Below are 13294 nucleotides of genomic sequence, written 5' to 3'. Positions count from 1 at the left end.
CTCGTCCTCGACCTCTCGTTGAACCGATGTACGTCTCGCACCTGTCCCTCGTCGACTTCCGGTCCTACGAGTCCGTCGACGTCGAGCTCGTCCCGGGCGTGAACGCCCTCGTCGGGCAGAACGGCCAGGGCAAGACGAACCTCGTCGAGGCGATCGGGTACGTGGCGACGCTCGCGAGCCACCGGGTCGCGGGGGACGCGGCGCTCGTCCGCGCGGGCGCCGCACGCGCCGTCGTCCGGACGCGGGTCGTCCGGGGCGACCGGGCGAGCACGGTCGAGCTGGAGATCGCCTCAGGCCGGGCGAACCGGGCCCGCATCAACCGGTCGCCCGCGCAGCGGCCGCGCGACGTCCTCGGCATCGTGCGGACCGTCCTCTTCGCGCCGGAGGACCTCGCCCTGGTCAAGGGCGACCCGGACGGTCGTCGACGGTTCCTCGACCAGCTCGCCGTCCTCCTGGTCCCGCGGGTGGCCGCGCTCCTCGCGGACTACGAGCGGGTGCTGCGCCAGCGGGGGGCGCTCCTCAAGTCCGCGACCGCGCTCCGGGGTCGCGGCCGCGGGACCCGCCGTCCCGCGGCCGCGGAGCCGCCGCCGGACGACGACGCGCCCGAGGGCGCGTCGTCCCCCCTCGCGACGCTCGAGGTCTGGGACGCGCGGCTCGCGAGCCTCGGCGCCGAGATCACGGCTCTGCGCCTCCAGCTCGTGGCGGCACTCACGCCGTACGTCGCCGAGGCGTACGAGCAGGTCAGCGCCGGGCAGGGCGAGGCGCGGATCGCGTACCGCTCGTCGGTCGACGAGGCGCTCGACCCGGACGGGGCCGGAGGCGCCGGTCCGGCGCCGGGTGAGACGGTCCCCGGCGGCGACGGGCCGACGTCGGCCCTCCCCGGCACGCCGGCGCTCGAGCAGCGCATGCTGGATGCCATGCGCGTGGTGCGGGCGAAGGAGGTCGAGCGCGGGGTGAACCTCGTCGGGCCGCACCGCGACGACGTCGTGCTCACCCTCGGCGGCCTGCCGGCGAAGGGGTACGCGAGCCACGGCGAGTCGTGGTCGTTCGCCCTCGCGCTGCGCCTCGCGTCGTACCGCCTCCTCAAGGACGGGGCGCCGGCGGGGCTCGACTCCCTCCTGTGGGCGGACCAGTGGGGTCCCGACGGTGAGCCCGTGCTCGTGCTCGACGACGTGTTCGCCGAGCTCGACGTCCGGCGGCGCGAGCGGCTGGCCGAGCTCGTCGCGGACGCCGGCCAGGTCATCATCACCGCGGCCGTGCCCGACGACGTCCCCGCCCTCCTGGACGGGGCGCGGTTCGCCGTCCACGACGGGACGGTGACCCGTGTCGAACCGTGACGGATCGCGCGGCGTGGCGTCGTCCGATGCCGGTGGGCCGCCCTGGGAGCGGGAGAAGGCGGCCTCGGCAGGCGTCCCCGCGTCGGCGCGCGAGACCGTCGAGGACCGGGACGAGGTGGAGCCTCGGGCGACCGGGGTACCCGTCGGAGACGTCGTGGAGCTGACGCCGCCGGCGGAGGTGGCACGGCAGGCGCTCAACCGCGCGAAGGCGGCGGCCCGGGCGAAGGGACTGCGGCCGGGGCAGGAGCCTCGCCGCCGGATCCTGGCCGACCCGCCCACGTCGGGCGCCCGGCCGGGTGGACGCGACCCGCAGCTCCTGGGCGACGTCGTCGCGCACCTGCTGCGGGAGCGCGACTGGGTCGCCGACGTGTCGGTGGGCGGCGTCGTCGGGCGGTGGCGCGAGGTCGTCGGGGACCAGGTGGCGGACCACTGCGAGCCCGAGACCTTCGAGGACAAGGTGCTCGTCGTGCGCGCCGACTCGACCGCGTGGGCGACGCAGGTGCGGCTGCTCACCCCGCAGCTGCTGGAGCGCCTCGCGCGCGAGGTCGGCGAGGGCGTCGTGGAGACGGTCACGGTCCTCGGGCCGGCGGGGCCGAGCTTCCGGCGCGGCAAGAAGTCGGTCCGCGGGCCTGGCCCGCGCGACACCTGGGGCTGAGGGCCCGACGCCGCGGGCCGCGTCGACCAGAGACGCACCAGCGGCGGTACCGACAGACGACGAGGCCCGCCGTGACCGGGTCACGGCGGGCCTCGCGGGTGGTGACCGGGGCGCTGGTCACCACGTCATGGGGTCAGGACTGCACGCGACGGCGCAGCCAGAACACCAGCGCGCCGCCACCGACGAGCAGCGCCGCGAACGCCGCGGCTCCGGCGACGGTCGCACCGGTCGTGGCGAGCTCGGGACCGCTCGCCCCCGCGGGCGCGGGGACGTCCTCGGCCGCGACGGGCGCGACGGGAGGGTTGGCGCACGCGCTCGTCGCCGGCGGGTACGACACGACCGTCGAGTACGCCGGGTTGACCTCGAAGAGGACCTCGACACCGTCACGCGTCCAGGCGTAGTTGCCCTCGGTCTCGGTGTACGACCCGTCCTCGTTGCGGACGAAGCCGGGCCACTGCTTCGGCTCCTCCGCCGAGGCGCCGGGCCACAGGATCGTCCCGTTCAACGGCTGGCCCTCCACGACGTAGTTCTCGCCACCGTTCGGGTGCAGGAACGTGATCGTCAGCGGGTTCTCGTCGTCGACCGTGATCCCCTCGGGCAGGGCCACCTCGTAGCCGAGGTAGGGCACGTCACCCTCGCAGACCGCCTCGATCGCGCCCGGGACGAGCGCGCAGGCCTCCTCGGACGGCAGCAGGTCCGCGATCGGGAAGAGCGCGCTGCGGCCGTCCTCGGCGACGACGTAGCCGAGCTCGGCCGTCTCCGCCGAGAACTCCACGGTGGCGCCCTTCGGCTCCGCGACGACGCCCTCGGCCGTGACGGTGTAGCGGAACTCCTCGGACTCGGCCGGGACGTTCTCCTCCGTCAGCTCGGTACCGCACACCTCGACCGCGGAGGGGACGACCGGCGTCGCGGGGGCGACGACCTCCTCGTCGACCGGCTCGGGCGTGTCGCACGCGCCCTCGGGGAAGAGCTTCACGAGGTCCTGGTGGTCCCAGGAGATGAGGGTGCCGTCGGGGAACTCGCCGAGGTGCTTGCCGTCGGGCGAGTAGCGGATGTCCGTCGGGAGCTCGGCCAGTCCACCGGGCAGGTCGACGAGGTCCTGCTGGACCGCCCACGCGGTGCACAGCTCCTCGGTGGTCACGTCGGGCTCGATGGTCCTGGCGACCTCGCGAACCGCCTCGAGGTCGAGAGGCGCGACGAGCCACGTCTTGTCCCAGGGCTTCTCGGGCAGGGCGACCTCGTCGCTCGTGACGAGCTTCTGCGGTCCCGAGTTCTCCCAGGCAGCACCCCCCGTCGGGTCGAGCTTGGGGTAGACGTAGACGCCGACCTGGACCGGGCTCTCCTCCTCGGGAGCCTCGCAGGCCGTCGTCGTGCCCTTCCAGGACTTGTCGTACCTGTCGTTGTCCGAGGCGTCGACGGCGACGCTCCAGGTGTGGTCCTGGGTCGGGTCGAGATCGTAGGTCTTCTTGAAGTGCCCGTCGAAGCTGCGGGGCTCGAGCGTCTTGCCGTCGACGACGACGGTGAGCCCGTTCCCGGGTGCGTAGGCCCAGAGGTCGACCTTCAGGCTCTGGCAGTCGGCGACGGGTCCGCCGCTGTGGGCGGAGGCGGGGGCCGCGGTGGCTACCAGCAGGCCGCCGAGTGCGAGCGCTGTCGCCGCAGCGCTCGCGAGGAGTCTCTTCACGGGGTGAGGGTCCCTTCGGGGTCGGGCCGCCCGCGCGCCGATCACTCCGTGCGCGGACGACGCGCGAATCAGGATGGTGTGTGGTATTAGACCACCTTCGCGGCGAAATGCCGATTCCCGACTTGTCGGGACCGGGAGCGTTCCCACGACTGCCCCGGCGCGGTGGTCTGCGCGCGTTCCGGCGACGGGTGGCCGGACCGTCGGGCCGCCTGTGCGCACGGCCTGTGGACAACGATGTGGAGAACTCACGACGGCACCGCACGGATCACGTCGGGAACGCCCTCGGAGATGTCCCCAGGGGCGCCACAATCCGCGGAATTCGGGTCGTGGCGGGTAGACTGGGGAGGTCATTCCGGGTCTGTTCACCACCCGTGCGCGCAGCCCTTCCGAGGAGGCGCGGCCAGCCGTCCACGGCCGACCGTCCATCCTCGCGCAGGAGCCGACGCCGACCGTGGTGCGGGCCCGGAACCCTTGAGCAGCAGCGCCCTGCTTCCGCGCGAACGCGGGCGCAGTCTGCACGACGACGAGGAGCAGTCCTGCCCGTGGCAGACCACACCGACACCGCCATCTCCGACCCGACGGCGTCCGCGGAGGCGGCACCCTCGGCGGGCGGCGGCTACGACGCGAGCAACATCACCGTCCTCGAGGGCCTCGAGGCGGTCCGCAAGCGTCCGGGCATGTACATCGGCTCGACCGGCGAGCGGGGCCTCCACCATCTTGTGTACGAGATTGTGGATAACTCTGTGGACGAGGCCCTCGCCGGGCACGCGGACACGATCGACGTGACGCTCCTCGCGGACGGCGGCGTCCGCGTCGTCGACAACGGCCGCGGCATCCCCGTCGCGATCCACCCGACCGAGGGCAAGCCGACGCTCGAGGTCGTCATGACGATCCTCCACGCGGGCGGCAAGTTCGGCGGCGGCGGGTACGCGGTCTCCGGTGGGCTGCACGGCGTCGGCATGTCCGTCGTCAACGCGCTCTCGACGCGCATGGTGTCCGAGGTCCGTCGTGACGGGTACTCGTGGCGCCAGGAGTTCACCGAGGGCGGCAACCCGGTGACGCCCGTCGAGCGGCTCGAGCCGTCGGACGAGACGGGGACCACGCAGACCTTCTGGGCCGACCCGGGGATCTTCGAGACGACCGAGTACGACTTCGAGACCCTGCGCGCCCGCTTCCAGCAGATGGCGTTCCTCAACAAGGGTCTGCACATCACGCTGACCGACGAGCGTCCCGCCCACCTCGACACCGGCGACGAGGTCACCGGGGGCGACGGGGCGGCCGACGCGGACGGCGTCTCCGAGGCGGACGACACGACGTCGGGCGCGTCCACCCCGGCTCGCACCGTCTCGTACAAGTACGACGGCGGCCTCGTCGACTACGTCAAGCACCTCAACTCGGCGAAGAAGGTCGAGCTCGTCCACCCCGACGTCATCGACTTCGAGTCGGAGGACACCGAGAAGCGGATCTCGGTCGAGATCGCGATGCAGTGGACCAGCGCGTACTCCGAGTCCGTGCACACGTACGCGAACACCATCTCCACGACCGAGGGCGGCACGCACGAGGAGGGCTTCCGCGCGGCGATGACCTCGCTGGTCAACCGCTACGCGCGCGACAAGGGCATCCTCAAGGAGAAGGACGACAACCTCACGGGCGACGACATCCGCGAAGGCCTGACCGCCGTCGTCTCCGTCAAGCTCGGCGAGCCCCAGTTCGAGGGCCAGACGAAGACGAAGCTCGGCAACACCGAGGCGAAGACGTTCGTCCAGCGCGTCGTCCACGAGCAGCTCACCGACTGGTTCGACTCGCACCCGAACGAGGGGCGCGACGTCATCCGCAAGGCGATCCAGGCGTCCCAGGCGCGCATCGCGGCCCGCAAGGCGCGCGAGGCCACGCGCCGCAAGGGCCTGCTGGAGTCGGGCGGCATGCCCGGCAAGCTGCGCGACTGCCAGTCGAACCGCGCCGAGGAGTGCGAGATCTTCATCGTCGAGGGTGACTCGGCCGGCGGTTCCGCCGTCCGCGGTCGCAACCCGCAGACGCAGGCGATCCTCCCGATCCGCGGCAAGATCCTCAACGTCGAGCGCGCGCGCCTCGACCGGGCCCTCTCCAACCAGGAGGTCCAGTCGATCATCACGGCGTTCGGCACGGGCATCGGCGAGGACTTCGACCTCACCAAGCTGCGTTACCACAAGATCGTCCTCATGGCCGACGCGGACGTCGACGGCCAGCACATCGCGACCCTCCTGCTCACGCTGCTCTTCCGGTACATGCGCCCCCTCATCGAGAACGGGCACGTGTACCTCGCGCAGCCGCCGCTGTACCGGCTCAAGTGGTCGAACGCGCCGCACGACTACGTCTACTCGGACAAGGAGCGCGACGCGTTCCTCGCGTCCGGGCAGGCCGCCGGCAAGCGGATCCCCAAGGAGAACGGGATCCAGCGCTACAAGGGTCTGGGCGAGATGGACTACTCGGAGCTGTGGGACACGACCATGGACCCCGAGCACCGCACGCTCAACCAGGTCACCCTGGACGACGCCGCCGCCGCGGACGAGATCTTCTCCGTCCTCATGGGCGAGGACGTCGAGTCCCGCCGCAGCTTCATCCAGCGGAACGCGAAGGACGTGCGGTTCCTTGACATCTGACCAGCCGGCGCCCGCCCCGCGCGGGCGACCGGCCCGCGAACGCGCCCCGGCGGCGCGGACCGCGGCAGGCGACGAGCACAGCGAGCACGCACGAACGAACGAACGAGGTAGACCGTGAGCGACGAGCAGAACCCCGAGACCGAGCCCGCGGCTCCCGGCGACGGGGCCGAGGAGATCGTGCACGCCGACGGGACGGCGGTCGCGGTGCACCACGGGCGCATCGAGCAGGTCGACCTCCAGCTCGAGATGCAGCGGTCGTACCTCGACTACGCGATGAGCGTCATCGTCGGGCGTGCCCTGCCGGACGTCCGCGACGGCCTCAAGCCCGTGCACCGCCGCGTGCTGTACGCGATGTACGACGGCGGCTACCGGCCGGACCGGTCGTACTCGAAGTGCTCGCGCGTCGTCGGCGACGTCATGGGCAAGTTCCACCCCCACGGCGACAGCGCGATCTACGACGCGCTCGTGCGCCTCGTGCAGGACTGGTCGCTGCGGTACCCGCTCGTCGCCGGCCAGGGGAACTTCGGCTCTCCCGGCAACGACCCGGCGGCCGCCCCGCGGTACACCGAGTGCCGCATGGCCCCGATCGCCATGGAGATGGTCCGGGACATCGACAAGGACACCGTCGACTTCCAGGACAACTACGACGGCCGCACGCAGGAGCCGGCGGTCCTGCCGTCGCGGTTCCCGAACCTGCTGGTCAACGGCTCGGCGGGCATCGCCGTCGGCATGGCGACGAACATCCCGCCGCACAACCTGCGCGAGGTCGCCGAGGGCGTCCAGTGGCACCTGGACCACCCCGAGGCGACCCGCGAGGAGCTCCTCGCGGCGCTCCTGCTGCGCATCAAGGGCCCGGACTTCCCGACCGGCGCGACGATCCTCGGCCACAAGGGCATCGAGGAGGCGTACCGGACCGGACGCGGCTCCATCACGATGCGCGCGGTGGTCAACGTCGAGGAGATCCAGGGCCGCGTGTGCCTGGTCGTCACCGAGCTCCCCTACCAGGTGAACCCGGACAACCTCGCGGCGAAGATCGCCGACCTCGTCAAGGACGGCCGCGTCCAGGGCATCGCCGACATCCGCGACGAGACGTCGGGCCGCACGGGCCAGCGCCTCGTGATCGTGCTCAAGCGCGACGCCGTGGCGAAGGTCGTGCTCAACAACCTGTACAAGCACACGCAGCTCCAGGACACGTTCGGCGCGAACATGCTCGCGCTGGTGGACGGCGTCCCCCGCACGCTGAGCCTCGACGCGTTCGTCCGCCACTGGACGACCCACCAGCTCGACGTCGTCGTGCGGCGCACGCGCTACCTGCTCGCCGAGGCCGAGCGCAGCATCCACATCCTGCGCGGCTACCTCAAGGCGCTCGACGCGCTCGACGAGGTCATCGCGCTCATCCGTCGCTCCCCCGACGTCGAGGTGGCGCGCACGGGCCTCATGGAGCTGCTGGGCGTGGACGAGGTCCAGGCGACGGCGATCCTCAACCTCCAGCTCCGCCGTCTGGCCGCGCTGGAGCGGCAGAAGATCCTCGACGAGCACGACGAGCTCGAGCGCAAGATCCTCGACTACGAGGACATCCTCGCCAAGCCGGAGCGCCAGCGGACGATCGTCGGCGAGGAGATGGGCGAGATCGTCGCCAAGTACGGCGACGAGCGGCGCACGACCATCCTCCCGTTCGACGGCGAGGTCTCCATCGAGGACCTCATCGCCGAGGAGGAGATGGTCGTCACCATCACGCGCGGCGGCTACGTGAAGCGGACGCGCAGCGACAGCTACCGGGCGCAGAAGCGTGGCGGCAAGGGCGTGCGCGGCGCGCAGCTGCGCGAGGACGACATCGTCGACCACTTCTTCGTGACGACGACGCACCACTGGCTGCTGTTCTTCACGAACCTCGGGCGGGTCTACCGCGCCAAGGCGTACGAGCTCCCCGAGGGCGGTCGCGACGCCAAGGGGCAGCACGTGGCCAACCTGCTCGCGTTCCAGCCCGGTGAGAAGATCGCGCAGGTGCTCGACCTGCGCGACTACGACGCCGCGGAGTACCTGGTCCTGGCGACGCGCCGCGGCCTGGTCAAGAAGACGCGGCTGTCCGAGTACGACTCGCCGCGCTCGGGCGGGCTCATCGCGATCAACCTGCGCGAGGACGAGTCGGGCACGCCCGACGAGCTCGTCGCGGCGCTCCTCGTGGACGCCGACGACGACCTCATCCTCGTCTCGCGCAAGGGACAGTCGATCCGCTTCCCCGCCGCCGACGACACGATGCGGCCGCTCGGCCGCGCGACGTCGGGCGTGACGGGCATGAAGTTCCGCGAGGGCGACGAGCTCCTCTCGGCGGACGTGGTCGAGGAGGGCTCGGACCTCTTCGTCGTGACCGAGGGCGGTTTCGCCAAGCGCACGCGGATCGACGAGTACCGGGTCCAGGGGCGCGGCGGGCTGGGCATCAAGGTCGCGAACCTGGTGGAGGCTCGTGGAGATCTCGTGGGGGCTCTGGTGACAGAGGCCGACGACGAGGTGCTGGTGATCATGGAACGCGGGAAGATCGTGCGGTCCGCGGTCGACGAGGTGAACCTCACGGGCCGCAACACGCAGGGGGTGACGTTCGCGAAGCCCGACAAGGGTGACCGCATCATCGCGGTCGCGCGGAACGTCGAGCGTCGCCTCGGAGAGGATCGGGATACCGTGGAGGGCGAGGACGGGACCGGCACGGCCCCGGTCGGCACCGACACGAGCAGCGCACCGATCATCGACCCGACCGCCTCGTCCGACGGGGCGAGCGGGACCGAGGCGGCCCCCGGAACCACCGAGGAAACCAGATGAGCAGCGAGAACAACGCACCGCCGACGATCACGCCCCGGCTGACCGTGCCGCGCCCGGACACGGACACGACCTCGCGCGCGGGCGCGTCCACGGCGAGCAAGCACGCGGAGTCGAACGGCGCGTCGAACGGTTCGGCGTCGGGCGCCGTCCCGCCGCCGCCCCCGCCGCCGCCTCCGAGCCAGTCCGGGAGCCAGACCGGCCAGGAGCGCGGGGTCGACGACGACGGGATGGAGCGGGCGTCGGGCGAGAGCCGCGTCGCCGTCGCGCGCGCGGGTGCCGTGAAGGCGGCCGCTGCGGCCATCGCCGCGGCGAAGACCGCGGCCAAGAAGGTCTCTGCGGCGGTCCCGGCCGCACCGGCGGAGTCCGACCCTCAGCAGACCGGTCACGACGAGATCGACGACGAGACGGTGAGGCGCGTGCCCACGACCACCTCGGCGGCCTCGGCCGCGACGAACGCCCCGGCGGCGGCCTCGCTGCACTACTCCGCGGCCGGCGTGTCCGGCTCCGCGACCCCGCTCACCGGTGCCACGCCCGCCGTCGGGACCGCGACGGGCGCGACGCCCACGGTCCGGCACGACGGCGGCCCGCGCCGCGTCAGGCTCGCGGTCTCGCGCATCGACCCCTGGTCCGCGATGAAGCTCGGCTTCCTGCTGGCGGTCGCGATCGGCATCATGACCGTCGTCGCGACGGCCGTGGTCTGGTACGTCCTCGACGGGATGATGGTCTTCGCGAAGATCGAGGACCTGTTCACGCAGATCGTCGGCACCGAGACCGACGTGGACATCCAGCAGTACGTCGCGTTCGGCCGGGTGATCTCCATCGCCACGCTGCTGGGCGTCGTGAACGTGGTGATCATCACCGCGCTGTCGACGATCATGGCGTTCCTGTACAACATCGTCGCCGCGCTCGTGGGCGGCGTGCACCTCACGCTCACGGACGACTGACCCAGGGCGGCTCCCGGACCGGGGGTCACGGACCCCTCGGTTTGGGTCTGCGGCTCCCGGTGGGGTAACCTCAATCGCTGCCTGCGAGCGGAGCGGCCCCCAGGGGCTGTCCGGCGAGGCGCGTACGGGCCTATAGCTCAGACGGTTAGAGCGCTTCCCTGATAAGGAAGAGGTCAGAGGTTCAAGTCCTCTTAGGCCCACTGCCGAACCCACTCGAGGGGGAACGTCATGAAGAAGCTTCTCGTCCTGCTCCTCGCCGCCGGCGCCGGATATCTCCTGTGGCGCAAGTACACGGAGGACAACGCCGAGCGCGACCTCTGGGCAGAGGTCACCGACACCTTCGAGTGAGCACGTCTCACTCCTGACCGGCCCCGGCCGCGTCACCCGGGGCCATGGCGCAATTGGTAGCGCACCTGCTTTGCAAGCAGGGGGTTGGGGGTTCGAGTCCCCCTGGCTCCACCACCGAAGGGCCTCCGACGTCTGCCGTCGGGGGTCCTTCTTGCTGTCCGAGGACGGCCAAGCAGCACTCTCCCGAGCGCTGCGCGCCAGGGTGCCCCGTCGAGCGTGCGGCTACGCTCGCTCCTACTCCGCCGGTCGAGGTGGGGAAGGGGGGCGAGGACGTGACCCAGGCGCAGCCTCGACGGACTCCGCGCTGGATCGTGCTGGGCTTCCTCCTGGCCAGCTTCGCGTGGGCGCCGATCATCGCGATGTCGTTCACCGAGCCGCCGACGCCTCTGCGCACGGTGGTCTTCGTCGGCGCTCTGGTCCTCCTCGGACTCGCGCTGCTGCTCGTCCTCCTCGACGCCGTCGCTCCCGCCCCGGACCGGGCGTCCCGGAGGTGGAAGGTCGCCGGGCTGATCGCGCTCACCCTGGCGCTCTGGGCCCCGACGTTCTCGTGGGCCGAGCCTGGCGAGGAGCCCTGGCCGTGGCTCGCGGGCTTCGTCGTCGCCGCCTCGGGCCTCGCCGGCTGGCGCAGCGGCGTCGTGGCAGCCGTCGTCCTGGGTGGTGCTGCCGCGGCAGGCGGCGCAGTCTTCGACGGTGCGCCCCTTCCCAGCGTCGTCACGACCTTCGGCGTCGCCCTCACCGTGTGGGCGATGTGCCAGGCGCTGGTGTGGTTGCACCGGCTGTGGTGGTCCGCGCAGGACGGACGGGAGGCACAGGCACGCCTCGCGGTGGCCGAGGAACGGCTGCGCGTCGGCCGAGAGCTGCACGACGTGCTCGGACGGCGCCTCGCCGTGATCGCGCTCAAGGCCGAGCGAGCCGCCGACCTGGCCGCGCGAGACCCCGACGCGGCCGCGGGCGAGAGCCGGAGCATCCGCGACCTCGCGGCCGGCGCGCTCCAGGAGGCCCGGCGCACGATCCACGGAGAGGCCGTGACGGACCTCCCGTCGCAGCTGCGGTCGGCGGACCTCGTGCTCCGCTCGGCGGGGATCACCCCGTCGGTCGCCGCCGATCCCCAGATGCTCGCCGCCGTGCCGCCCTCGCTCGCCGGGCTCTTCGCGACGGTCGTCCGCGAGGCCGTCACGAACGTCCTGCGGCACAGCGACGCCCGCACGGCATCGATCCGCGTCGTGGTGCAGGGACCGGTGACGACGCTGAGCGTGGAGAACGACGGCGTCCGACCCGCGGTCGGGAACGACGCAGCCGGCGGGACCGGTCTGGCGGCCCTCGCGGCACGGGCCGGTGCCGTCGGTGCGGAGCTCGTCGCGGGCCCGGACGGGGACGACCGCTTCGTGGTCCGGGTGAGCCGCTCGGCGCCGTCGGGGAGGTGGTGATGAGCGAACGGATCCGGGTGCTCCTCGCCGAGGACGACGAGCTGATACGGGAGGCTCTGGTCGGACTTCTGGAACGGGAGCCGGACGTGGACGTCGTCGCCACCGCCCGCGACGGCCGCGAGGCGATCGACCGAGCGCTGCGCCACGCGCCCGACGTCGCCGTCGTCGACCTGCACATGCCCGAGGTGGACGGGCTCGGCGTCATCGCGGAGCTGGCCCGAGCGCTCCCCCGGTGCGCGGGCGTGATCCTCACCGGACACGGTCACCCGTACGTGCTGCGCGAGGCCCTCGCCTCGGGGGCACGGGGGTTCCTCGCGAAGGGGGCGCCGGGCGCGGCGCTGGCGGACGTCGTCCGGCGGGTCCACGAGGGGCAGCGCTACGTCGATCCCGTCCTGGCCGCGGACGCCCTGACCGTGGCCCCGTCGCCGCTGACCGTCCGGGAGACGGCCGTGCTGGCGGCCGCGCAGCAGGACCGTGCCGTCCGCGACGTGGCTCGAGAGCTGTTCCTGTCGCCGGCCACGGTGCGCAACTACCTGGCGTCGGTCAGCCGCAAGCTCGGGGCCGACAACAGGTCCCAGGCGTACCGCATCGCCCGCGAGAACGGCTGGGTCTGACGCGCCCTCGGTCAGCGTCCGCACGGGTGTCCCGTGCGTGATTCACGGGTCCGTCGTGCGCGGCCCCGGCCCAGACTCGCGACCATGGACACACAGCAGCCCCGTCTCGATCCCGCGCAGCACCACGACGCCCACCGTGACCACGGACCGGGCCGCCATCTGCTGGAGCGGTGGCCGTCCCTCGTGGGACTGCTCGCTCTCCTCCTCAACGTCACGAACGGCGCCGACGCGCACGTGACCGCGATGATCATCGTCATCGCCTCGGCGTGCTACCTCGCGGCCAGCGCGATCGGGTCACGGCGCAGCGGCTGGATCGTGGTCGGAGGAGCGATCGTCGCCGTCGTCCTCGCGCGCGTCACCGGGCTCGACCCCACCGTGACGGTGCTCGTCCTGGGCGCGGCGTTCGCGGTGCTGGGCCTCCTCCGGGGCGCCGGCGTCGACCGCCGCGAGCTGGGCATCCAGGCCCTGGGGTTCCTGGGCTTCAGCGCCGTCGCGCTCACGGCCATGATGGTGGGCCCCGTGCCCGCTCTCTACCTCGCGGCGCTGGCCGCCGTCGGGCACGCCGCGTGGGACGTCGTCCACTTCGTCAGGGACCGGGTCGTGCCGCGCTCCCTCGCGGAGGCGTGCTTCGTGCTCGACCTCGGCCTCGGCGTCGCGATGCTGTGCCTCGCCGCGGTCGCACCGGCGTAGCTGCGCGAGACGTGAGGAAGCGCACCGACGGCGCACGCTCGTCGTCCGGTCCGGAAGCCTGGTCAGCGGGCTGGTCAGCGGCCTGGCCGGCGGGCCGTCCGCGGAGACGACGAAGGGCCCCACCGCGCGGTGGGGCCCTTCGCGT

The 13294-nt window shown here is 72.3% G+C and carries 10 protein-coding genes and 2 tRNA genes; 11 read left to right on the top strand and 1 reads right to left on the bottom strand.

The annotated features are described in order from the left end of the window. Positions 1-26 precede the first annotated feature (26 nt). Both recF and FB00_RS00500 read left to right on the top strand, forming a co-directional pair. Positions 27-1337 (top strand): DNA replication/repair protein RecF, encoded by a 1311-nt coding sequence (gene recF / locus FB00_RS00505; protein WP_047230893.1) that lies wholly within the window; start codon positions 27-29, stop codon positions 1335-1337. A gap of 13 nt (positions 1338-1350) precedes the next feature. Continuing rightward, positions 1351-1992: a DUF721 domain-containing protein gene (locus FB00_RS00500; protein WP_231581649.1), complete on the top strand. Its 642-nt coding sequence runs from the start codon at positions 1351-1353 to the stop codon at positions 1990-1992. A 133-nt stretch (positions 1993-2125) separates the two neighbouring features. On the opposite strand, the gene FB00_RS20790 is transcribed toward FB00_RS00500, so the two are convergent. Beyond that, positions 2126-3673, bottom strand: coding sequence for a hypothetical protein (locus FB00_RS20790; protein ID WP_052877325.1), 1548 nt, complete (start codon positions 3671-3673; stop codon positions 2126-2128). A 566-nt stretch (positions 3674-4239) separates the two neighbouring features. Between FB00_RS20790 and gyrB the strand changes: the two genes are divergently transcribed. The 9 genes from gyrB to FB00_RS00455 all read left to right on the top strand — a co-directional run bounded on the left by gyrB (position 4240) and on the right by FB00_RS00455 (position 13149). After that, positions 4240-6312, top strand: coding sequence for a DNA topoisomerase (ATP-hydrolyzing) subunit B (gene gyrB / locus FB00_RS00490; protein ID WP_047231203.1), 2073 nt, complete (start codon positions 4240-4242; stop codon positions 6310-6312). Positions 6313-6486: 174 nt separating this feature from the next. Beyond that, the gene (gyrA, locus tag FB00_RS00485; protein ID WP_047231202.1) at positions 6487-9126 is read left to right on the top strand and encodes a DNA gyrase subunit A; all 2640 of its coding nucleotides are present in this window, start codon (positions 6487-6489) and stop codon (positions 9124-9126) included. Beyond that, positions 9123-10070, top strand: coding sequence for a DUF3566 domain-containing protein (locus FB00_RS21450; RefSeq protein ID WP_064316697.1), 948 nt, complete (start codon positions 9123-9125; stop codon positions 10068-10070). Before gyrA ends, FB00_RS21450 begins: the two co-directional genes overlap by 4 nt. A gap of 126 nt (positions 10071-10196) precedes the next feature. Further along, a tRNA-Ile gene (locus FB00_RS00475) sits at positions 10197-10270 on the top strand. 28 nt (positions 10271-10298) lie between these two features. Continuing rightward, on the top strand, positions 10299-10418 hold the full coding sequence (locus FB00_RS22545) for a DLW-39 family protein (RefSeq protein ID WP_208863433.1): 120 nt from the start codon (positions 10299-10301) through the stop codon (positions 10416-10418). 38 nt (positions 10419-10456) lie between these two features. Then, a tRNA-Ala gene (locus tag FB00_RS00470) sits at positions 10457-10532 on the top strand. Positions 10533-10690: 158 nt separating this feature from the next. Continuing rightward, positions 10691-11845, top strand: coding sequence for a sensor histidine kinase (locus FB00_RS00465; RefSeq protein ID WP_156186241.1), 1155 nt, complete (start codon positions 10691-10693; stop codon positions 11843-11845). After that, a complete protein-coding gene (locus tag FB00_RS00460; RefSeq protein WP_047231199.1) occupies positions 11845-12459 on the top strand; it encodes a response regulator transcription factor in 615 nt (204 codons plus the stop codon). Before FB00_RS00465 ends, FB00_RS00460 begins: the two co-directional genes overlap by 1 nt. 84 nt (positions 12460-12543) lie before the next feature. Then, on the top strand, positions 12544-13149 hold the full coding sequence (locus FB00_RS00455; RefSeq protein ID WP_231581648.1) for a hypothetical protein: 606 nt from the start codon (positions 12544-12546) through the stop codon (positions 13147-13149). Positions 13150-13294: the final 145 nt, after the last annotated feature.

It is taken from the genome of Cellulosimicrobium funkei (assembly GCF_001019615.1).
In the GTDB taxonomy this organism is placed as follows: Bacteria; Actinomycetota; Actinomycetes; order Actinomycetales; family Cellulomonadaceae; genus Cellulosimicrobium; species Cellulosimicrobium cellulans_E.
Note: the sequence above shows the minus strand (reverse complement) of the source record. Positions and strands in the feature narration are given on the sequence as shown.

What these genes read in the sequence shown, in the direction of transcription:
- recF (WP_047230893.1), top strand. Translation starts at nt 27, where the DNA reads ATGTACGTCTCGCACCTGTCCCTCGTCGACTTCCGGTCCTACGAGTCC.
- FB00_RS21450 (WP_064316697.1), top strand. Translation starts at nt 9,123, where the DNA reads ATGAGCAGCGAGAACAACGCACCGCCGACGATCACGCCCCGGCTGACC.
- FB00_RS22545 (WP_208863433.1), top strand. Translation starts at nt 10,299, where the DNA reads ATGAAGAAGCTTCTCGTCCTGCTCCTCGCCGCCGGCGCCGGATATCTC.
- FB00_RS00460 (WP_047231199.1), top strand. Translation starts at nt 11,845, where the DNA reads ATGAGCGAACGGATCCGGGTGCTCCTCGCCGAGGACGACGAGCTGATA.
- FB00_RS00455 (WP_231581648.1), top strand. Translation starts at nt 12,544, where the DNA reads ATGGACACACAGCAGCCCCGTCTCGATCCCGCGCAGCACCACGACGCC.